The following is an 18,863-nucleotide window of genomic DNA, read 5'->3' on the forward strand; positions in this document are numbered from 1 at the left end:
GGAAGGGGCTGGGTCTAGGGGCGCGCGTCGGCCGCGAGGGCGGGCGCGGCGGCGAGCAGGGCGCGGAGCTCGGCGACGTCGCCGGGTGCGCAGCGGCCGTGGGCGGCGTCGCGGGCGATCCGCAGCGCCGTGCGGTGGCCCGACTCGAAGACGACGGGCAGGTCCTCGCGGCCGGCCGGATCCGTGACGCTCGCGCGGCCGGGCGATGCCGAGCCGGGCGCGGGCAGGACCACGTGCGCGGCGCGGTCGCCGACGAGGATCCGGAACGTCGAGCGCCCGTGATCGTGGCCAGCGACGACCACGCTCACGACCACGTGCACGCCGGAGGCGCTCGGCCCGGCGAGCATCAGGTGCTGGGGCGTCGCGACGACGGGCACGAGCTCGGCGAGGGGCGAGCCGAGCAGCGTCCCCGCGGTGAGCGCGAGCGCCCGGGCGGCCCCGCGCAGGTCCGCCGGGCCCGCGACCGCGGCGCGCGCCTCGAGGAGCGCGCCCGGAGCGGCGAAGCGGTGGATGCGCGGCGCGACCCGACGGACGGCCTCCGCGTGCCGCCACGGCACGTCGAGCACCACGGGGACGCCGGTCGCGATCAGCGCCGCGAGCGCGGCGTCGTCGGCCGCGCCGGGGTCGAGCACGAGGAGCGCGCGAGCGCCGTCCCGCGTGGCCTCGACCGCACGGGTCGCCCAGCCGGGTCCGCCGTCGAGCACGACGACCTCCCCGGCGTCGTCCGCGCGGCGGAAGGACTCGGGCAGCGAGGCGAGGGTCGCGGCGGCCGCAGCCCGGCGGATCGGGGTCGCGGTGGGGTCGACCCGCACGGCGAGGGAGCTCATGCGGCCAGCCCCGTGCGGCATCCGACGCCCGCGAGGGCGCGGCCGCCGGCGGAGGCGGCGGAGCGGATCAGCTCAGCGCACTGCTCGGCGATGGACGTCGCCAGGGCGAGGTCGGCGAGGAGCTCGTCGAGCGGCACGGGATCGGCGGTGCCGACGAGCACGTCGTGCACGTGCTCCCACTCGCCGACGTAGCCGTTGTCGGCGTACGGCCCCCACGTCGTCGCGCGGCGGGCGTCGGCGAGGGTGGCGGTGCTGGATCCGGCATGCACGTAGGAGAGGGAGAAGTCGACGTGGAGGGAGCGGTCGACGGCGACCGCGTCGAGCGTCCACTCGGGATCCCACGTCGCGCCGCCCACGCCGTGCACCTCGAGCACGCTCTCGCCGACCATCGCGACGATCTCGTAGCCCCAGGGGTCGAGGGTGCGCGCCGCGATCACGCGCGGCGGCGCGACCGGGAGCAGCTGGCGGGCGAGCGGCAGGTCGTGGATCGCGAGGCCGAGCACGCCGCCGGTGATGGCGGCCACGCGGGCCTCCAGGTCCGGGGCGCCGGGCGAGCGGTGCGCGGGCCGGCCGACGATCTCGGTGGCCGAGTCCTCGGAGTCGGGGTTCGGCGGGATCACGGCGGAGATGCGGACGGTGTGCGGGGCGTCGCCGGACGCGCGCCAGCCGTCGAGCGCGGCGGTCCAGGCGGCGTCGAAGGCGTGCATGGTGCCGACGACGACGGGCACGCCGTGCTCGACCGAGGCCCGGGCGATCGCCTCCCCCTCCTCGGCGGAGACGGCGAGCGGCTTCTCGCACAGCACCGCGCGCTTGCCGGCGCGGCACGCGGCGATGACCTGCTCCGCGTGGAAGCGGTTCGGGCTGCCGATCACGACGACGTCCACGGCCGGGTCGTCGATGAGCGCATCCGCGTCGGTCGAGTGGCGCGCGTCGACGCGGGCGGCGACGCGGCGGGCCACGTCCGGATCCACGTCCATCACGTGCACCACGCGGAACCTGTCAGCCATGCGCGCCAACGTCGGCAGGTGGATGGCCTGCCCGACCGGCCCGGCCCCGATGAGGCCGACCCCGAACACCACTTCGCTCACGACGCCCTCGTCCCTAGCTGATGACCCAGGACGAAAACTGACGACCTGTTTACGGTTGAGTCACTGTACGTCCCGCTTCGCGGACCGCACAAGGGGGAGGATCGACATCGTGACCGACACCCGCAGGCCGGCCCCGCCCTCGGGCACCCCCGAGAGCGTCGCCCGTGCTGATGAGGATGAGAGCGCGACCACGCTCGGGGGCCGTGTGACCGGCAACGCAGCGCGGGGGCGGTACTCGACCGGCGTCCGCCGCCGTGCCGAGATCGTCGACGCGGCCGTGCGCGTGTTCGGCATCCGCGGCTACGGCGCCGCGACGATCAAGGAGATCGCCGACGAGGTGGGCGTCTCCCCGGCCGCCGTGCTCCGTTACTTCACGAAGGAGGAGCTGCTCACCGAGGTGCTCCGCCAGTGGGACCGGCAGCAGCCGTTCGTCTCCGAGGCCGCGCCGGGCCTCCCCGCCATCCGCGCCTTCGTCGACCTGATGCGGTACCACGTGGAGCACCGCGGCTTCCTCGAGCTGTACCTGACCTTCGCGACCGAGGCGTCGGACGCGACGCATCCCGCGCAGGAGTACATCCGCACGCGGTACGCGCGGACGATCGCGCAGATCCGCCAGCGCATCGGCGAGGCCGGCACGCTCGGCCAGGTGCCCGCGATGGACGAGGCGACGCTCGACTACGAGGCCGCCTGCTTCCTCGCGATCCTCGACGGCCTCGAGATCCAGTGGCTGCACAACCCGCGGATCGACCTGCCCGGCCTCGTGGGCGAGTACGTGGAGCAGTCGATCGCGCGGTGGCGGGCGGGGGCGAGGGCGGCCGTCCCGCCCGGTTCCGCGTCGTGGGAGTGACGCCGTCGGCGGAGCGGGCGCGCCGGCCGGACCGCGGCCCGCGCCTCGTGCGCGCCCTCTGGATCACGGGCTTCGCGATCGGCACCGTCAGCCACGTGCTCGACCTGGCGACGGCCGGGCTCGACGTCTACGCGGGGCACCCGCTCCCGCTGCGGGCGTTCTGGGTGTCGCTGACGGTCCTGGATCCGCTGGTCATCGCGCTGCTCGCGCTCCGGCGCCCTGCAGGGGTCGGGCTCGGCATCGCCGTGATCCTCGAGGACATCGCGGTCAACTGGTCGGTGATCGCGACGACCGGCGGCATCCCGGTGTGGGGTGCGGTCGACCAGACGCTGTTCGCGATCCTGGTGCTGTCCACCGCGCCCGTCCTCCTCCCTGGGCGGAGAGCGGGATGACGCCGTCGATCAGCGCGACCTCGACGACAGCGGCCCTACGGCTCCATGGCCTGACCCACGGCCGCGATCGCGTGCTCGATGCGGGATCGCATCGTCTCGATCGTGAGCGCGTCGGCGCCGTGCGCGGCGGCTCGCCGGGGAAGACCCGGCAGCGCTGACCGCAGCCGCTCCAGGAAGGTCCGCGCCGCAGGCGCACGGATGCCGAACATGTCGAGCGCGTCCGCGGTGGTGAACGAGTCCAGACTCGTCTCCCGGTCGCCGAGGAGCGCCAGCTGGTGGCGCTGACCGTCGCCGAGCGGCACCGGATTCACGTCGAAGGCAGGAGCGAGCGCCCAGGCGGTCCCCTCGCGCAGGAAGCCGTGGTTGCGCAGATGGTCGTCGAGATTCCCGACGAGCGCGCCGAACACGGCTCGTCTCCACAGCTCGGTCACGTCGGCACCGGCCACCTGCGCGAAGTCGACCACGTCGACCCAATCGCCTCCGTCACCGTCCGTCGCCTCGAGAGCGGTCATCGCGGACATGTAGGGGATGCGGACACCGTCGGCGCCGCGGTCGAAGCGCCTCAGGAACAGGACCGTGCGTCGGGTGCCGTCCACCGTGATCCGCTTCGTGTCGTGAGGCGGGACGTCGATCCCCACCTCGCCCATCACGTCGAGCACCGCAGCTTCCCACGCGATCACGTTCCATTCGTCACCGGTGGGCTTGGGGAACTTCGCCAGCCACAGGTCGGCGCCGATCCTGACGTTCGCCTTGGGGCGCGCGCCTCCCAGCGAGCCGGTCGCCCGGAAGAGACGACGGACTGCGGCATCATCGATCTCCGTCTCGCCACGCTCGATCTGGTCAGCGACGTGGACGATCTCGGACAGATCGGCTTCCGCGGGGACCCCGCCGCCCGTCGCCACGGCGACACCGCCCTGCCAGAACCGGGTCGCCCCCTGTCGCCCCTCGTCGTTGACGCCCAACATCAGGGTCAGCTCATCGAGCGTGCGCCCGGCAGCGCGATTCTGCACCTTCCGACCCCAGGTGTCCGGCGCCGAGTCGCTGAAGGGGTTCGCGGGAGCCAGCGCCTGAGCACCGGGGAAGAGGCCGAGGGCCGGCGAGAGCGCGAATGCGTCTCGCCGGCGCAGGTAGTCGGAGTCGTACTCGAACGACCCGGAGGTCCTGGTGCGGAAGATCCTCCCCGCGCGCACCTCCTCACGGCCGATCACGGTCGTCACGTCGTAGGCGTCAGCCACGCTTGCGCACCCGGACGCGTTCCGGCAGCTTCTCGTCGACCATCAGCCGGCCTCGCTCGGTACCGAACGGATCGGTGGCGGAGACCACGCCGTCCATGAGCCCCAGCACGCGAAGGATCCGGAGCGTGATCTCCAAGCTCGTCCCCTGCCCGTTCTCGAGCTTGCTGATGGTCTGCTGCGTCGTCCCGGCGCGCTCCGCGACCATCTTCGCCGTGAGACCCAGCAGCTTCCGCTGGGTAGCCAGGTTGCGCCCGACGATGCGCAGGGATCTCGTGATGGCGGGAGGCGTGGTCGGCATGGCAGCAGTTTAGGTCAAGCTGACTAGATCTTAAAGGGGTTGATGTCACGCAAGTTTGATGTCAGGCCACACTGACGCACTCCTTGCGGAAGGGGACGGCGCCTAGTGCGCGGCCACACCCTCCGGCAGCGCCTCCGCCGGACGGCGCACGAAGAACGACGCGGCGACGGCGGCGAGGGAGATGAAGCCGCCGATCATGAAGGCCGCCTGCACGCCGGCCGCCGTGGCCGTGACCTCGGACTGGCCGTCGGCGACGCCCGCGACGGTCGTCGTGGTGAGCACCGTGACGAACAGCGCCGTGCCGGCGGCGCCCGCGAGCTGCTGCATCGTGGAGACGGTCGCGCTGCCGTGCGAGTAGAGGCGCGGCGGCAGGGATCCGAGGGCCGAGGTGAGCAGCGGCGTGAACATGAACGCGAGGCCCGCGTTGAGCACCAGGTGCACCGCGATGACCCAGCCGATGGACGTGCCCTCGTGCAGCATCGTGGTCATACCCCAGAGGGCGATGCTCACGACGACGGCACCGGGGATCACGAGCGGGCGCGGCCCGACGCGGTCGAACAGGCGGCCGACGATGGGCGACAGGATCGCCATGAGCGCGCCGCCGGGGAGCAGCAGCAGGCCGGTCTCGAGCGTGCCGAGCTCCAGCACGTTCTGCAGGTAGAGCGGCAGGACGATGAGGCTGCCGAACAGCGCCATCATGCTGACGCTCACCATGATCACGGCCACGACGAACGCGCGGCTGCGGAACGTGCGGAGGTCCATGAGGGCGCGGTCCTCGCGCTGCAGGCCGATCTGGCGGGCGATGAACGCGGCGAGCGCGGCGACTCCGACGACGATCGGGATCCACAGCGGCAGGGGCGCGTTGCCCTCGGCGGACTCGCCCAGGCTCGAGAGGCCGAAGATCAGGCCGCCGAACGCGAGCGTGGAGAGCACGACGGAGCGGATGTCGAACGGGAGCTTCCGCGGGGTCGTGAGGTTCGTGATCTTCCAGAGTCCGAGCGAGAGCGCGATGACGGCGATGGGCAGCACGATCCAGAACATCCAGCGCCACGACAGCGAGCTGAGGATGAGGCCGGACACCGTCGGCCCGATCGCCGGCGCGACCGCGATGACGATGGAGATGACGCCCATGAGGCGGCCCCGGCGCGCGGCAGGCACGAGGTTGAGGACGGTCGTGAACAGCAGCGGCATCATGATGGCCGTGCCGCTGGCCTGCACGATGCGGCCGACGAGCAGCACGCCGAAGCCGGGCGCGATGGCGGCGATGAGCGTGCCGATCGAGAACAGCGTCATGGCGGCGCCGAAGACCTGGCGCGTGGTGAAGCGCTGCAGGATGAAGCCGGTCGCGGGGATCACGACCGCCATGGTGAGCATGAAGCCGGTCGTGAGCCACTGCGCGGTGGCGGTGGTGATGGACAGGTCGACCATGAGGCTCGGCAGGGCGACGCTCATGATCGTCTCGTTGAGGATGACGACGAACGCGGCGACCACGAGCAGGCCGATGACGAGCGGGGCGCCGTGCGGCAGGCGCTCGTCCTCGGGGGCGACGGGGCGGTCGGCGGCGGCGCGGCCGGCGGTGGGGACGGTCGCCTCGGAGGGCGGGGTGGCGTCGCGCCGGGTGTCGGCGGCGGGCGGCGTGCTCATGGGGATCTCCGGGAGTGGAAGGCGGGGCGCGCGCGACGGTGCGGGGCCGGGACGGTCTCGATGTCAGACTCGGACCATGTGGCAGTATATGACAGATTCGTCGGATCCGACCGGCGGGATGTTCGAGAGGCAGGCGACCGGATGGGCACGCTGAGCGACACGGCCACGACCACCGCGGGCACCGGCGCCGCGGGCACCGGCGCCGCTGGCCTCCGCGAACGGCGCCGCATGGCGACGACCACCGAGATCAGCGAGGCCGCGCTCGCGCTCTTCGAGGAGCGCGGCATGGCGGCCACCACCATCCACGACATCGCGCAGGCCGCGGGCGTCTCCGACCGCACCTGCTTCCGCTACTTCCCGAGCAAGGAGGAGTCGGTCCTCACCCTGCACCCGGTGTTCGACGCGCCGCTCGACGCCTGGCTCGCCGACGTCGACCGCGGATCCGCGCCGCTCCCCCAGCTCGAGGCCGTCTACGAGCGCGTGCTCGCCAGCCTCGACGGCGACCTCTCCGCCATCGCGCACCAGCAGCTGCGCGTGCGACGGCTCATGGCGGCCGAGCCGCAGCTGCGGTCGACGGCGGTGTCGCTCGACGCGGCGCGCTCGTGGGAGCTGGCCGAGAGGATCACGACGGCGTTCGGCGGACGCATCACCGCGCAGGAGGCGCGCCTCGTCACCGAGCTCGCGGGCGTCGCGGTGCGCGCGGCCTTCGACGAGTGGGCGGATGCGCGCACGGCCGGCCTCGACGCGACCCTGGTCGCCTCCCACGCGGCGGTGCGCCGTCGCCTCCGCGACATCGCGGGCAGCGGCGCGGCCTGAGGCGACCGAGGATCACCCGGCCGGACGACGGCCTCAGCCCGCCTCGCCCGCCGGGCGCTCGCGTCCGCGGGCGATTCTCGCCGCGCGGCTGCGGCGCATCGACACCCAGAGGAACACGAGGAGGCCCAGCACGATCGCGCCGGAGAGGATCTCGCGCGGGCCGATCGGCTGCCCCGTCCCCGCCAGCACGGCGAAGAGGACGACCCAGGCGACGGGGAAGACGGCCCCCGGCCACGCGTGCCGGCGGTTGGACAGGACGAACATGTGGACGAGCAGCATCGCGGCGAGACCCGCGTAGAGCAGCCAGCGGGGGGTGTCCTCGAGCAGGGAGGTCATGGTGCTCCTTCATCGGTAGTCGTTGCGGGTGGGGGTGGAATGGGGGGCACGGATCAGCCGTCGCCCTCACGGGCGAGAGCCCGCGCGGCCAGCAGGCCGGCGGCACCGCACCAGGCGACGAGGCCCGCCAGGCCCGCGAGGACGGTCGCGGGGCCCTCCGCGGCGATCGTCGCGGTGCTCATCGCCTTCAGGGCGAGCGTGCCGGGGAGGACGGCGAGGAGGACGTCGGCGGGGCCTCGGAGCGGGACCGGTCCCACCACCGTGAGCACCGAGACGGCGATCGGCAGCACCAGCACGACGAGCATGAAGACGGCCATCGCTGCGGCACCGCGCCGGAGGACCGTGGCGGTGAGGAAGACCAGCAGGACGACCGCCGCTGTCGTGAGGGTCGCCACGGCCGTGGCGACCAGGAGGGCGGAGACGGTCGCGGGCGAGGGCCCGTCCGCGATCAGGTGCACGGCGGCGAGCACGGCGGCGACGCCCAGCACCCCCAGCGCCCCCAGGGCCGTCGGCGCCACGGCGCGCGCCGAGAGCAGCCGGCCCCGCCGCGGCACGAGCGCCAGGGAGGTGAGGACCGTCCCGTCCGTCGTGTCCCGGCTGGCATTCCCGAGGACGGCGAGGGCGAAGGCGACCCCGAAGACCGTGGCCGCCAGCTCGATCGGCAGCGTGAGCACGAGCGCGGCGCCATCCGCGGTCGGATCGGCGAACGCGCCCGTGAAGGCGCGGGCGCCGGCCCCGGCCAGCAGCGCGAGCCCCGCCGCCCAGATCAGGCCGCCCCGCAGCGCTCCTCGCTGGACGCTGCGGTGCAGCTCCGCGGACGCGACGTGCGCCCAGCGCTGGCCGCGTGACGCGGTGGCGGTGGCGGTGGCGGTGGCGGTGGCGGTGGCGGTGGCGGTGGCGGTGGCGGTGGCGGTACCGTGCGACGCGCTCATGACGCGACCTCCCTCTCCGCGGTCGTGCCGGTGGTGGACAGGAAGACGTCCTCGAGCGACGTCCCCGGCGTGCTCAGGTGGCTGAGGCCCGCCCCGGACTCATACGCGATCTGCGCGACGCGCGTCGAGCCGACCCCGTGGACGATGACGCCGCGGCCCTCGCGCTGCGGCGGGAAGCCCGCGGCCGTCAGAGCCTGGGCGAGGCGCTCCGGCGCGGGGGACTCGGCGTAAACGCGCGAGGACCCGTCGCCCCCCAGCTCGTCCAGGCGGCCCTCGCGGACGACGCGACCGTGGGCGAGGATCACGACGCGGTCGGCGACGAGCGACAGCTCGCTCATGAGGTGGGAGGACAGGAGGACGCAGCCGCCGCGGTCGGCGTGGATCCGCAGGAGGTCGCGCAGCCAGAGGACGCCGTTCGGGTCCAACCCGTTGACCGGCTCGTCGAGCACGAGGTTCCGGGGGTCGTCGACCAGCGCCAAGCCCATGCCCAGCCGTTGCTTCATGCCGAGCGAGTACGCCCCGATGCGCTTGCTCCCGACCTCCTCGAGGCCGACCATGCGGATGAGCTCCTCGGCGCGACCCCGGGGCCGGCCCTGCGTGCGACACGCGTAGTCCAGCAGTCCGCGCGCGGTCATGCGCGGCGGGAGCCCGTCCGCGGAGAGGAGAGCTCCCACCTGCGCTGCCGGGCGTCGCGCCTGGACGTGGCGCTCGCCGTCGATCCGGGCCTCGCCGGCGTCCGCACGGGTGAGGCCGAGGACGATGCGCATCGCGGTCGACTTGCCCGCTCCGTTGTGGCCGATGAACCCGGTGACCTCCCCGTCGCGCGCGCGGAGGGAGACGTCGTCGAGCACGGTGGTGCCGCCGTAGCTCTTGGAGACGTTCGCGATCTCGATCATCGTGCGGCCCTGGCCTCTCTCTTCGTGCGGGCGATGCGGGGGGACGCCTGCACGAGCGCGCGGGAGAGCGCGTGCAGGTCGGATTCGCGGCAGCGTGCCGCGGTGAGCCGCCGCGGCGAGCCCGCGTACATGCGGAGGGAGGCGAACGTCCACGTGCCGTCCGCCGATCCCGCCGGGCGGACCGATGCAACCGTGTGCACGGCGAGGGCCGAGACGAAGGTGCGCCGCTCCTGGACGACGTGCGAGGTGACGGCGACTTGGTCGGTCGCTGCGTCGAACGCGAGCCTCGACGCGAGCTGGCGGAACAGCGCGGAGGACAGCAGGATCACGCCCAGCCCGATGAGGACGCCGGCAGCGAGCGTGGTCCCGGCGGCCGTCGCGACGAGCGCGGCACCCGCACCGATGGAGCCCATGACCGCAGCGGTGACGCCGCTACGGACGACCGGGCCCGGCGTCACGAGCGAGGCCGCGGCCGCCGCCTGGTCGGGGAAGTGCTCGCGCAGGATCGCCGCGACGGTGGACCGCGGCAGGGTCGGGAGGATGAGGTTCGTGCCGAGCTGGGCACCGGAGTCCGTCGTCAGCAGCGAGAGCCGAGCGCGGCCCAGGACCTGCTCCAGGAGGTTGCGCTGCACGACGACCCCCGCCAGCGCGTGGGCGCTGATGTTCCGCTCGCGCGTCTCGATGAGCCCGTACCTGATCACCAGGTCGTGCGCCGGCGTCGTGCCCACGTGGAAGCCCCGGTACTGGACCGCCGTCGCGACGGTCGCGAGCGCGGCGACGACGACCGCGACGATCGCGGCCACCAGGACCGGGCTGATCCCGCCCGCAGCGTCAGCGAGCGGCACGTCGGCCCCGGCCGTCTGCAGCACTTCCCACACCGATGCCACGAGCGTGGGCGCGAGGACGACGAATCGCGCGTGCAGGAAGGTGACGGCGACGAGGTCGCGCCAGGAGGCCGCGTAGATCGTGCGCTCCCGGTCGTCGGGCCGGGCGGACGGGGGAGCGGGAACGGACGCGGGACCGGACGGCGCGTCACCGGCGACGGGCCGCACTCGAGCGAGGAGCGAGCGGTGCGTCGGCGCGTCGACCCCGCGGAAGACGATCCGGGTGGAGGCGTCACCTGCCTGCGTGACCGTGACCCGGTGCAGCCCGAAGATCCGCAGGGCCCAGGTGCTCTCGGTCTCGACCGCGGAGATCGAGCCCCACGGGAGGACGCGCGAGCGGGCGTCGATCACACCCGACCACATCCGGACCTCGGTCCCCGTCACCTCGTAGCGCACGGTCGCCCAGCGGTAGACGGGCTCCATGAGCCGGTAGGCGCCGAGCGCGATCAGGAGCGGGATGACGAGGCGGCCGACCCACGGCTCGGCCTGCGGGACCCAGACGAGGGTCGCGAGGACCAGCGTCAGGTAGCTGGGGAGATGACCCGCGAGGTCCGCCGCCATGAACCGCGGCGAGTCGCGGAAGGTCGTCGCGTCGCGGTCAGGCCGCATCGCGGGGCTCCCACGTGCCCATCACGCGCCGACGCAGGGCCTCCGCCTCGCCCGGGAGGACGGGCCCGATCACGGGGCCGTCGCCGATGCAGACGAACCGCACGCGGACCATGCCGAACGCGCGGAGGAGCGGACCTTCGGCGATCTCCACGTTGAGGACCTGCGCGGTGGGCATCACGAGCGAGGTCCGGACGAACCGACCTCGGGCGATGTAGACGGCGTCCGCGGTGACCGTGTACGACCAGTTCGCGAGCCGCAGCGGGTTCAGGACGAGGACGTCCACGAGCGTGAGGACGGCGACGACGGGCACCGCGATCCATGCCGCGGTCTCGAGCGCGCCGCGACCCCCGAGCCACAGGACCAGGGGCAGGACGACGGCCAGGACGCCGACGGCGCCGAGGACCGAATGGGTGCTCCAGTAGAGGGCGGCGGATCGCGGGAGACGCGCGACGCCCGGCGACCCGGATGCCGGCAGCACCGAGCTGGGGTGGAGCGGGCGCGGATCGCGGCCGCCGTCGGCGGTCGGCTCGCCGTCCCCGGGCAGGTGCAGCGTGTCGTCCATGCCGAGGGTCACCTCCTGGTCGCTCTCGATGGCCACGGTACGTCGTCGGCACGCTGCTGGTGGTTGTGGTGGGAGGCGGAGGCCCCCGGGTCGACTGCGACCCGGGGGCGTCCGTCAGGGACTACAACCCGAGGATGTTGAGGATCAGCTCGATGATCGAGGAGACCGACAGGCCACGGGAGATCCACTTCTGCACCTGAGCCCAGTTGGACTGGACCCACTTGGCGACGGCGGCGACCTTGGAGGCGCCGTACTTCCATGCCTGGGCGAGGACCTTGGCGACGAATGACCACATATGCTGCTTCGCTTTCTTCTACGTGCATGATCGATGGACCGTCCAGACGCGTGCACAGGAGTCGACTCTGATTCCGGGTGGATCGGAATCCGACCCGGCGTGGTCACGAAGCTATTGAGGCCGGGCGCTCCGAGCTAAGCCCAGAGGTCTCGACTTCCGCAACGCGAGGCGCGCGAAGCGATACGAAAGTCTCGGATGCCCTGCCCCGGACGTCGTCGCCCAACCTCTCGACGAAGTCCGCGAAGGCCTCCGCCGTGCCGACGACGCCGACCCGCTCGGCGATGCGGCCGGCGCGGAGGGCCGTGTGGTCAGCGCCCGCCCGGTGCGGCCGTTGCCGTCGCTGAAGCCGTGGGTCGTCTCGAACTGCGCATGCGCGATCGGCGAGAGCGTCGATCGCGTCCTCGGTCGCGCGCACGTTCACGATGACGTCGAGGCCACCCGCGAGCCGTGGTGCATCAGCTCGGCGATCGCGAGGCGCTCAGGCGTGACGCGATCGCCCTCGATGCATGACGACGAGATGCTCTCCGATCGGATGAGCAGGTGGTTCAGGTGCTGGCCGCGCGTCCCGATCCGCTCATCGGCAGGCGCCAGCGCGGCGAGGGCGTCGGTGATGTGCACGACAGCGGCATCATCGCCAGGGACGACTCGCGCCCCCTCACCCGAACGCGCGCCGCGACGCGATCTCCGCGCCCGCGACGAGCGCCCGGAGCTTCGCCCACGCCACGTCGGTCGCGACGAACTCGTAGCTCGCGAACGTGGAGAGGCCGCAGTCGGTGCCGGCGATCACGCGGGTCGGGTCGCCGACCGCGTCGACGACCGCGAGGATCCGGTCGGCGATGACCTGCGGGTGCTCCAGGTAGTTGGTGGTCACGTCCACCACGCCGGGGATGAGGACGGCGCCGCCCGGCAGCGGGTGGGCGCGGAACGCGGGCGCCTCGTGCTGGTGCGCCGGGTTCCCGAGCGGGATGCTGAACGCGCCCACGTTCGCCCGGTACAGGTGCGGGAGCAGCACGTCGACGGGCACGTCGTCCTGGTGCGGGCCCTGCCAGTTGCCCCAGCACACGTGCAGGCGCACCTTCTCGCGCGGGATGTCGCGGATCGCGTGGTTGAGCGCATCCACGTGCAGGTCGACCGCGGCGAGGAACTCCTCGAGCGTGGCGTCGCCGAACTGGATCACCCGCTCCATCGCGAGGTCGGGCGCATCGATCTGGAGGGTGTGGCCGCGCGCGGCGATCGCGTCGTACTCGAGCTTCAGCTGGTCGGCGAGCGCGAAGACGTAGGCGCGGTCGTCGCCGTAGTGCGGGTTCGCGGCGTCGAGCAGCAGGGTCGTGGAGACGATCCCCGGGGTCGCGGCGGAGAAGAACGTGCCGGCGGGGCGGAGGCCGCGGTCGGCCTGCACGGCGAGCTCGCGGTCCAAGCCGTCGAGGTCCTCGGTGATGCCCGCGAGCGTCGGGTCGTACGCGAGGAGGCCCTGCGCGACCGGCGGATCCCAGACCCGCGCCACGTCCGCCCCCTCCACGATCTGCTTCGCCTGGAACGCGGCGTAGTCGGGGAACTTGATCGAGTCGAGCGTGGGCTTGCGGTGGCCCGCGCCGCCGAACCCGTCGATCCGCTCGAGCACGTAGGTCGAGAAGCCGACGCGCGGCACCTCGCCGTCGTTCACGATGTCGAGGCCGGTCTCGAGCTGGCGGCGCACGGTGTCGGCGACGGACGACGCGGTGACCTCCGCGAGCTCGGCCGCGTCGAACGGGCGCCCCTGGTCGCGCGCGACGAGCAGGCGGGTCAGCTCCGGCGAGCGCGGCAGGCTGCCGGCGTGCGTGGTCGGGATGCGGTCGGTCATGCGGGCTCCTCGGGGTGGGGCGTGGCGGGCGGGCGGGTGCGGTGGGGCGGGTCGGGTCGGGCGCGGTCGGCGCGGTCGTGCTCGGCGCGGTCGTGCTCGGCGCGACATCGCGACGCGGCGCGACGACGCGACGACGCGACGCGACCAGCCTGGCGGACGGCGCGCCCTGGCGCTCGCGGCGTCGCGACGGGTCCGTCACACCGCGACATGCGCGGGCCGATCCACCGCCCGCGCGCCGGCCCGGACCCGTGCATGTGGACGGTCGGGCGCCGATCCCCGCCCCCGTGCCTAGCCTCCATCCGGACGGCAGCGCTCCCGGCGCGCGACGAAGGAGATCGAGCATGCGGCGAGCGGTGGATCCGCACGACCTCCCCCTCGTCTGCGGCGTCGTCGCCCTCGGCTCCGCGTGCATCGCGACCGCTGTCCTCGCGGTCCTCACGGTGGGCGGGCTCCGGTTCCGGCAGCTGCTGCTCGCGGACCCGGCGGCGCGGCCCTCCCCCGCGAACCCCTGACGCGCCGCGCCGCCCTCCCCACCCGGCCCGGCAGCGCGGCCGCCCGATCACGCGATGCGGATCAGCTTCCGGTTGGCGAACTCGTCGACCGCGTGCCGGCCCAGCTCGCGGCCCGAGCCCGAGCGCTTCACGCCGCCGAAGGGCAGCTCGGCGGCGTCGCCGAGCACGAGGTTCACCCAGACCATGCCGGCGTCGATGCCGTCGGCCACGCGCAGCGCCTGCTCCGGATCCGTCGTGTAGACGTAGGAGCCGAGGCCGAACGGGGTGTCGTTGGCGAGCGCCACCGCCTCCGCCTCGGAGGAGACGCGGTAGAGCGCGGCGACCGGGCCGAAGAACTCCTCGCGGTAGGCGTCCATCTCGGGCGTCACGTCGGCGAGCACCGCGGGCGGGAACATGTTGCCGACGGGCTCGCCGCTCGCGAGCACGGTGGCGCCCTGGTCCACCGCGCGGGCCAGCTGCTCGGTGAGGCGCTCGGTGGCGGCGTGCGAGGCGAGCGGGCCGAGCAGGGTGCCGTCGGCCATCGGATCCGCGGGCTGGGCGGCCGTGAGCTCGGCCGTGAAGCGCGCGGCGAAGTCGTCGTAGAGGTGGTCGATCACGAGGAAGCGCTTGGCGCCGTTGCAGGACTGGCCGTTGTTGTCGAGGCGCGCGGCCACCGCATCCGCGACGACGGCGTCGAGGTCGTCGGTCGACAGCAGGATGAAAGGGTCGGATCCGCCCAGCTCCAGCACGACCTTCTTGAGGTGCCGGCCCGCGATCTCCGCGACGGCGGCGCCCGCCCGCTCGGATCCCGTGACGGAGACGCCCTGCACGCGCGGATCCGCGATGACGCCCTCGATCTGCGCGTTCGTCGCGAGCACGTTCCCGTAGACGCCCGGGTCGGCGCCGAGCTCCGCCGCCGCATCCCGGTACATGCGCTCGATCGCCTCGGCCGACTCCGGGCACTGCGGCGCGTGCTTCAGCAGGATCGTGTTGCCGGTCACGATGGCGGGACCGGCGAACCGGGCCACCTGGTAGTACGGGAAGTTCCACGGCATGATCCCGAGCAGCACACCGAGGCCCGAGCGGCGCACGAACGCGGATCCGGTGCCGTCGGCGAGCGCGATCGGCTCGTCGGCCAGGAAATCCTCGGCGTTCCGGGCGTAGTAGCCGAGGATGTCGGCCGCGAAGTCGACCTCGCCGAGCGCCTGGTCGAGGGGCTTGCCCATCTCGCGCACGATGATCCGCGCCAGCTCGTCGCGGCGCTCCGTGTGCAGCTCGGCGACGCGGGCCACGAGCGCGGCGCGCTGGGCGACGGAGGTGCGGCGCGACCAGCCGCGGTAGGCGCCCTCGGCGACGGCGATCGCGTCCTGCAGCTCCGGGTCGGTGATCTCGGGATGCTCGGCGACGGTCTCGCCGGTGGTCGGATCGGTGACGGCGTAGCTGCTCATGGGTGCTCCTCCTCGAGACCCCGCACGGGTGACGCGGGTGGGGCCCACGATATCGAGCGGGTGGCCGCGCGACAGGGCGTCGGGTCCGCGGGACGACGCTCGAAACCTCACGCGGCGTCGGCTTTGCACGGATGGCCGTCCCCGTCAACGCCTTGAGGAGCGACCGCCGGTCGTGGCACCGTCGTGGCGGGGCCGGGGATCCGCGCCCCGGGTCCGCTCGAGGAGCGGGCGGTCGGATCGGCCCCCGTCATCCGATGGGACACGAGGCGTCCACCGCTCGTATACCGGGTGAGCGCACGATGGGGGCGCGGTGCGGACGTCTCGGGGGCGCGCACCGCGTATCCGAGGGGAGTCGATGGGCGAGGCACGGGAGACCGACCGCGGCCGGATGCTGCGCCCCGGCCAGCCGCTGGGCCTCGGACTGGACGCCCGCGTCGACGAGTTCCTCGAGCTCCTGCTGAGCTGCCCGCTCGAGGACGTGCATCCGGCCGGCCGGGACTGGCTGCGCATGCGCTACGCGGAGGTCGTGCCCCTGGTGCTGCCGTACGCCCTCGCGTCCGTCGAGCACGGCCGACCGCTGCCGCCCGCGTGCCTCGACGCCCTCCGCGAGGACGCCGGGCGGAACGCCACGCGGACGGACGTCGAGCTGTCCGTCGCCCTCCGCGCCGCGCTCCCCGCGCTCCGGGTCTTCGCGCTCGTGATGCACGCCGCCGCAGCCGAACGGCGCGGCGTGCTCATCGTCGCCATGGCCCGCGCGTCGCACGTCGCCCACGAGCTCTGCACGTGCTGGGTGGAGTCGTGGATGGGGCACCGCTCGCGCGTGGCGGCGGCATCGCGCGCGGTGGTCGCGGATCCTCCGCGCGCCGACGAGGACGTCGAGCTCGACCTGGTCGCGCGCGCCCCCGACCTCGACCACGTGCAGGAGCGGATGCTCGCGCTCACCGCGCACGGGATGTCCAACGACGAGATCGCGCGCGCCACCTCCTACAGCCGGCAGGCCGTCGCCTGGCACCTCGGCCGGCTGATGCGCACGTGGAACGCGCCCAACCGCACGGCGCTGGTGTCGGTCGCGTTCGTGCGCGGGGTGATCCGCACGCGGCGCGCCCACCGCATCCACCGCGCCGAGCCGCCGCTCATGATCGAGGGCGGGACGACGGACGCCCCGCCATCCCGAGGGGATGACGGGGCGCCGACGGAGCCGTGACGGGGATCAGCCGCCGTTGATGCTGATGACGTTGCCGTTCTTCACGCTGTTGCCGAGGACGCCCCAGTTGAGGAACCCGCCGTCGCCGTTGTTCGTGACCTTGCCCGGTCCGTTGAACCAGTAGATGACGTAGCTGCCGCCCTTGATGGCGATCGGCTTCGCGTCGGCGATGGCGCCCTCCACGTAGATGTCCTGGTTCTTGTTCACCACGGCGACCGTGAGGCGGTCGGGGTTGCCGGCGTTGTAGTAGCCGACGTCGAGGGCGGCCTGGACGGCGCCGTTGCGGTCGCGCTGGTCGTTCACGGCGACGTTGATCGCGTTGACGATCGCGACCGGGTCGAGCGTGACGCTGCCGGTGATGGGGCTGGTGGCGGCGCTGGTCTTGGGGTCGGGCGCGGGGGCCTCCGCGGCCAGGGCGGGAGCCGCCGCGAAGCCGCCGAGGGCGGCGATCATGCCGCCTCCGAGGGCTGCGGTGGCGGCGATGCGGGTGGTCGTCGACGTGAGCTTGCTCATGGGTCTGTTCCTCTTCCTCAGGATCATGGATCGTTCGAGCGGTGCGTGTCGGTGGTGCTGACGAGGAAGAGAGTGCAGGGCGGGAGGGCGGAGCGCACGGGATCCGGGCGGTCGTTGGTCGGTCGTCCAACTCCTCACAGGTGGTTGGCTTCTGGGCACGGACGACGGCGAGGAGCAGGACCGATGACGAAGTGGCTGATCTCCTTCCCGAGCGGGGAGATGGACGTGCCGGACGGCGAGTGGCAGGCGGTGGTGGAGGAGTCGCACGCGGTCGTGCGGGAGGCGAAGGCCGAAGGCGTGTGGGTGTTCGGCGGCGGGATCGACGGGACCGTCCCGCCCGTGCGGGTGGCGGCCGACGGATCCGTGTCCCCGGGCGCACACCCGGGGACGGGTCGGCTGGAGGGCGGCTACGCGATCCTCGACCTGCCGACCCGGGAGTCCGCGTACGCGTGGGCGGCGCGGATGGCGGCCGCGTGCCGGTGCGCCCAGGAGGTGCGCGCGTTCGGGGACGACCCGGAGAGCTGAGGTCAGCGGCCGGAGCGCCGGTCGGTGCGACGGGCACGCCGCTAGCGTCGGGGCATGGACGACGGACGGGACGCGGGGCTGGGGGACGCCGTCGCCGACCTCCTCGGGCGGCCGGTGGCCGCGCTGGTGGACGTGCGCCGGGAGCCGCTGGAGTACGACGCGTTCCTCGCGCACCGGGCCGTGACGCGGGTCCGCGGGCAGGCGGTGCTCGCGGCGGGCGGCGCGCGGGTGCCGTGGTCGCTCGTCGAGAAGCGGACGGAGGGGCCGCACCTCGCCGTCCCGTACCTCGTGGCGAACGGCGCGCGGGAGCTGGCCGCCTACCGGTCGGGGCTGCTCGGCGGGCTGCCGCCGGGGATCCGGGCGCCGCGCGCGCATGGGGCGGCTCGCGACGCGGACGGCGGCGTGACCCTGTGGCTCGAGGAGGTGCGGCACCGGGGCGCGCGCCCGCTGGACCGGGCCGCGCTGCTCGACGCCGCGGAGGCGCTGGGTGCGCTCGGCGGGCGGTGGCTCGGGCGGCCGCCGGAGGATCCGTGGCTCTTCACGGGCTGGATCGACCGGCACGCGCAGCCCGAGGCGGCCGCCGCCGGCGCGCGGGCTCTCGCCGCTCCCGGACCACGTGCGGCCGCGGCGCTCGGTGAGCGGATCCCGGCCGCCGCCCGCCTCCTCGCGCATCAGGACCGCGTGCGCGCGGCGCTCGAGGCGCTGCCGCGGACGCTCTGCCACCACGACGCGACCGGCGCGAACGTGTTCGTCGACGGCGGCGGCATCGTGCTCATCGATTGGGAGTCGGTGGGGCCGGGCCCGGTCGGCGCCGACCTCGCGTCGCTGCTGTTCTCCTCGGTGCGGCGGGGCGATGCGTCGGTCGTCGACATGTCCTCGGTGCTCGACGAGGCGGTCGACCGCCACGCCGAGGGGATCCGCGCGGCGGGCGGGACCGTGCCGCCGGACGCCGTGCGCCACGGCCTCGACGCCGCCATCGCGCTGCGCTGGAAGCTCGCGGCCGACCTCGTGGTCGCGCTCGACGCCGGATCCGCGATGCGCCGCGGCAGCCTGCCGGACGAACCGCCGGAGCGCGCGCAGGCGGAGCTGACGGCGCTGCTCGACGTGCTGCTCGCGTCGGCGGGGCGCGTGCTCGGCTGACGCCCTCGAGTCGGCCGGACGGCGCCCGCCCGCCCGCATAC

Annotated in this window: 22 protein-coding genes and 1 pseudogene; 7 read left to right on the forward strand and 16 right to left on the reverse strand. The window is 73.8% G+C overall.

Translation table 11 applies throughout. The features are described from left to right. Nucleotides 1-14: 14 nt before the first annotated feature. A complete protein-coding gene (locus PED38_RS08600) occupies nucleotides 15-827 on the reverse strand; it encodes a hypothetical protein (protein ID WP_270980875.1) in 813 nt (270 codons plus the stop codon). Further along, nucleotides 824-1,915 (reverse strand): Gfo/Idh/MocA family protein, encoded by a 1,092-nt coding sequence (locus PED38_RS08605; protein WP_270980876.1) that lies wholly within the window; start codon nucleotides 1,913-1,915, stop codon nucleotides 824-826. Before PED38_RS08605 ends, PED38_RS08600 begins: the two co-directional genes overlap by 4 nt. 109 nt (nucleotides 1,916-2,024) lie before the next feature. Here PED38_RS08605 and PED38_RS08610 point away from each other — a divergent pair, with 109 nt between their 5' ends. Together PED38_RS08610 and PED38_RS08615 are read left to right on the forward strand one after the other, a co-directional pair. Then, complete coding sequence (locus PED38_RS08610; RefSeq protein ID WP_270980877.1) at nucleotides 2,025-2,762, forward strand: TetR/AcrR family transcriptional regulator; 738 nt, start codon at nucleotides 2,025-2,027, stop codon at nucleotides 2,760-2,762. Then, entirely contained in the window at nucleotides 2,759-3,154 is a 396-nt protein-coding gene (locus tag PED38_RS08615) for a hypothetical protein (protein ID WP_063072090.1), read from the forward strand. Before PED38_RS08610 ends, PED38_RS08615 begins: the two co-directional genes overlap by 4 nt. 35 nt (nucleotides 3,155-3,189) lie before the next feature. Here PED38_RS08615 and PED38_RS08620 read toward each other — a convergent pair whose 3' ends face one another. The 3 genes from PED38_RS08620 to PED38_RS08630 all read right to left on the reverse strand — a co-directional run bounded on the left by PED38_RS08620 (nucleotide 3,190) and on the right by PED38_RS08630 (nucleotide 6,331). Beyond that, nucleotides 3,190-4,389, reverse strand: a complete 1,200-nt coding sequence (locus PED38_RS08620; RefSeq protein ID WP_270980878.1) for a type II toxin-antitoxin system HipA family toxin — start codon at nucleotides 4,387-4,389, stop codon at nucleotides 3,190-3,192. Next, nucleotides 4,382-4,687: a helix-turn-helix domain-containing protein gene (locus PED38_RS08625; RefSeq protein WP_063072076.1), complete on the reverse strand. Its 306-nt coding sequence runs from the start codon at nucleotides 4,685-4,687 to the stop codon at nucleotides 4,382-4,384. Before PED38_RS08625 ends, PED38_RS08620 begins: the two co-directional genes overlap by 8 nt. Nucleotides 4,688-4,789: 102 nt before the next feature. Continuing rightward, nucleotides 4,790-6,331, reverse strand: coding sequence for a DHA2 family efflux MFS transporter permease subunit (locus tag PED38_RS08630; protein WP_270980879.1), 1,542 nt, complete (start codon nucleotides 6,329-6,331; stop codon nucleotides 4,790-4,792). A 141-nt stretch (nucleotides 6,332-6,472) separates the two neighbouring features. On the opposite strand from PED38_RS08630, the gene PED38_RS08635 reads away from it, so the two are divergent. Further along, nucleotides 6,473-7,147 (forward strand): TetR/AcrR family transcriptional regulator, encoded by a 675-nt coding sequence (locus PED38_RS08635; RefSeq protein ID WP_270980880.1) that lies wholly within the window; start codon nucleotides 6,473-6,475, stop codon nucleotides 7,145-7,147. A gap of 33 nt (nucleotides 7,148-7,180) precedes the next feature. Here PED38_RS08635 and PED38_RS08640 read toward each other — a convergent pair whose 3' ends face one another. The 9 genes and pseudogenes from PED38_RS08640 to PED38_RS08675 form a co-directional block, all read right to left on the reverse strand. Continuing rightward, nucleotides 7,181-7,483 (reverse strand): hypothetical protein, encoded by a 303-nt coding sequence (locus tag PED38_RS08640; protein WP_063072078.1) that lies wholly within the window; start codon nucleotides 7,481-7,483, stop codon nucleotides 7,181-7,183. 53 nt (nucleotides 7,484-7,536) lie between these two features. Then, complete coding sequence (locus tag PED38_RS08645; RefSeq protein WP_270980881.1) at nucleotides 7,537-8,415, reverse strand: hypothetical protein; 879 nt, start codon at nucleotides 8,413-8,415, stop codon at nucleotides 7,537-7,539. Beyond that, a complete protein-coding gene (locus PED38_RS08650) occupies nucleotides 8,412-9,311 on the reverse strand; it encodes an ABC transporter ATP-binding protein (protein ID WP_270980882.1) in 900 nt (299 codons plus the stop codon). Before PED38_RS08650 ends, PED38_RS08645 begins: the two co-directional genes overlap by 4 nt. Continuing rightward, the gene (locus tag PED38_RS08655) at nucleotides 9,308-10,804 is read right to left on the reverse strand and encodes a PH domain-containing protein (protein WP_063072081.1); all 1,497 of its coding nucleotides are present in this window, start codon (nucleotides 10,802-10,804) and stop codon (nucleotides 9,308-9,310) included. The genes PED38_RS08650 and PED38_RS08655 overlap by 4 nt, the downstream gene beginning before the upstream one ends. Further along, on the reverse strand, nucleotides 10,794-11,402 hold the full coding sequence (locus PED38_RS08660) for a PH domain-containing protein (protein ID WP_063072082.1): 609 nt from the start codon (nucleotides 11,400-11,402) through the stop codon (nucleotides 10,794-10,796). The genes PED38_RS08655 and PED38_RS08660 overlap by 11 nt, the downstream gene beginning before the upstream one ends. An 85-nt stretch (nucleotides 11,403-11,487) precedes the next feature. After that, nucleotides 11,488-11,661, reverse strand: coding sequence for an aureocin A53 family class IId bacteriocin (locus PED38_RS08665; RefSeq protein WP_175345513.1), 174 nt, complete (start codon nucleotides 11,659-11,661; stop codon nucleotides 11,488-11,490). 309 nt (nucleotides 11,662-11,970) lie between these two features. Further along, nucleotides 11,971-12,039: pseudogene (locus PED38_RS15920) on the reverse strand (Fic family protein); the annotation flags it as partial. A gap of 39 nt (nucleotides 12,040-12,078) precedes the next feature. Next, nucleotides 12,079-12,279: a hypothetical protein gene (locus tag PED38_RS08670; RefSeq protein WP_270980883.1), complete on the reverse strand. Its 201-nt coding sequence runs from the start codon at nucleotides 12,277-12,279 to the stop codon at nucleotides 12,079-12,081. A 37-nt stretch (nucleotides 12,280-12,316) separates the two neighbouring features. Further along, on the reverse strand, nucleotides 12,317-13,501 hold the full coding sequence (locus PED38_RS08675) for a cobalamin-independent methionine synthase II family protein (RefSeq protein WP_270980884.1): 1,185 nt from the start codon (nucleotides 13,499-13,501) through the stop codon (nucleotides 12,317-12,319). A gap of 341 nt (nucleotides 13,502-13,842) precedes the next feature. Between PED38_RS08675 and PED38_RS08680 the strand changes: the two genes are divergently transcribed. Further along, entirely contained in the window at nucleotides 13,843-14,013 is a 171-nt protein-coding gene (locus tag PED38_RS08680; protein WP_175345514.1) for a hypothetical protein, read from the forward strand. A gap of 47 nt (nucleotides 14,014-14,060) precedes the next feature. On the opposite strand, the gene PED38_RS08685 is transcribed toward PED38_RS08680, so the two are convergent. Further along, complete coding sequence (locus PED38_RS08685; RefSeq protein WP_270980885.1) at nucleotides 14,061-15,440, reverse strand: NAD-dependent succinate-semialdehyde dehydrogenase; 1,380 nt, start codon at nucleotides 15,438-15,440, stop codon at nucleotides 14,061-14,063. 355 nt (nucleotides 15,441-15,795) lie between these two features. On the opposite strand from PED38_RS08685, the gene PED38_RS08690 reads away from it, so the two are divergent. Then, the gene (locus PED38_RS08690) at nucleotides 15,796-16,644 is read left to right on the forward strand and encodes a helix-turn-helix transcriptional regulator (protein WP_270980886.1); all 849 of its coding nucleotides are present in this window, start codon (nucleotides 15,796-15,798) and stop codon (nucleotides 16,642-16,644) included. Nucleotides 16,645-16,650: 6 nt separating this feature from the next. Here the strand turns inward: PED38_RS08690 and PED38_RS08695 are convergent, their stop codons facing one another. Further along, a complete protein-coding gene (locus PED38_RS08695; protein ID WP_063072088.1) occupies nucleotides 16,651-17,157 on the reverse strand; it encodes a hypothetical protein in 507 nt (168 codons plus the stop codon). Between the two features lie 183 nt (nucleotides 17,158-17,340). Here PED38_RS08695 and PED38_RS08700 point away from each other — a divergent pair, with 183 nt between their 5' ends. Further along, nucleotides 17,341-17,682 (forward strand): transcription initiation protein, encoded by a 342-nt coding sequence (locus PED38_RS08700; protein WP_270980887.1) that lies wholly within the window; start codon nucleotides 17,341-17,343, stop codon nucleotides 17,680-17,682. Nucleotides 17,683-17,736: 54 nt separating this feature from the next. Continuing rightward, nucleotides 17,737-18,822 (forward strand): phosphotransferase, encoded by a 1,086-nt coding sequence (locus tag PED38_RS08705; RefSeq protein ID WP_270980888.1) that lies wholly within the window; start codon nucleotides 17,737-17,739, stop codon nucleotides 18,820-18,822. The last annotated feature ends 41 nt before the right edge of the window (nucleotides 18,823-18,863 follow it).

Source organism: Clavibacter sp. CT19, from assembly GCF_027858075.1.
In the GTDB taxonomy this organism is placed as follows: Bacteria; Actinomycetota; Actinomycetes; order Actinomycetales; family Microbacteriaceae; genus Clavibacter; species Clavibacter tessellarius_A.

Bases quoted from the DNA above. Each gene is read 5' to 3' on its own strand.
- PED38_RS08600 (WP_270980875.1), bottom strand. From the start codon at position 827: ATGAGCTCCCTCGCCGTGCGGGTCGACCCCACCGCGACCCCGATCCGC.
- PED38_RS08625 (WP_063072076.1), bottom strand. From the start codon at position 4,687: ATGCCGACCACGCCTCCCGCCATCACGAGATCCCTGCGCATCGTCGGG.
- PED38_RS08630 (WP_270980879.1), bottom strand. From the start codon at position 6,331: ATGAGCACGCCGCCCGCCGCCGACACCCGGCGCGACGCCACCCCGCCC.
- PED38_RS08635 (WP_270980880.1), top strand. From the start codon at position 6,473: ATGGGCACGCTGAGCGACACGGCCACGACCACCGCGGGCACCGGCGCC.
- PED38_RS08640 (WP_063072078.1), bottom strand. From the start codon at position 7,483: ATGACCTCCCTGCTCGAGGACACCCCCCGCTGGCTGCTCTACGCGGGT.
- PED38_RS08645 (WP_270980881.1), bottom strand. From the start codon at position 8,415: ATGAGCGCGTCGCACGGTACCGCCACCGCCACCGCCACCGCCACCGCC.
- PED38_RS08650 (WP_270980882.1), bottom strand. From the start codon at position 9,311: ATGATCGAGATCGCGAACGTCTCCAAGAGCTACGGCGGCACCACCGTG.
- PED38_RS08655 (WP_063072081.1), bottom strand. From the start codon at position 10,804: ATGCGGCCTGACCGCGACGCGACGACCTTCCGCGACTCGCCGCGGTTC.
- PED38_RS08665 (WP_175345513.1), bottom strand. From the start codon at position 11,661: ATGTGGTCATTCGTCGCCAAGGTCCTCGCCCAGGCATGGAAGTACGGC.
- PED38_RS08675 (WP_270980884.1), bottom strand. From the start codon at position 13,501: ATGACCGACCGCATCCCGACCACGCACGCCGGCAGCCTGCCGCGCTCG.
- PED38_RS08680 (WP_175345514.1), top strand. From the start codon at position 13,843: ATGCGGCGAGCGGTGGATCCGCACGACCTCCCCCTCGTCTGCGGCGTC.
- PED38_RS08685 (WP_270980885.1), bottom strand. From the start codon at position 15,440: ATGAGCAGCTACGCCGTCACCGATCCGACCACCGGCGAGACCGTCGCC.
- PED38_RS08690 (WP_270980886.1), top strand. From the start codon at position 15,796: ATGGGCGAGGCACGGGAGACCGACCGCGGCCGGATGCTGCGCCCCGGC.
- PED38_RS08695 (WP_063072088.1), bottom strand. From the start codon at position 17,157: ATGAGCAAGCTCACGTCGACGACCACCCGCATCGCCGCCACCGCAGCC.
- PED38_RS08700 (WP_270980887.1), top strand. From the start codon at position 17,341: ATGACGAAGTGGCTGATCTCCTTCCCGAGCGGGGAGATGGACGTGCCG.
- PED38_RS08705 (WP_270980888.1), top strand. From the start codon at position 17,737: ATGGACGACGGACGGGACGCGGGGCTGGGGGACGCCGTCGCCGACCTC.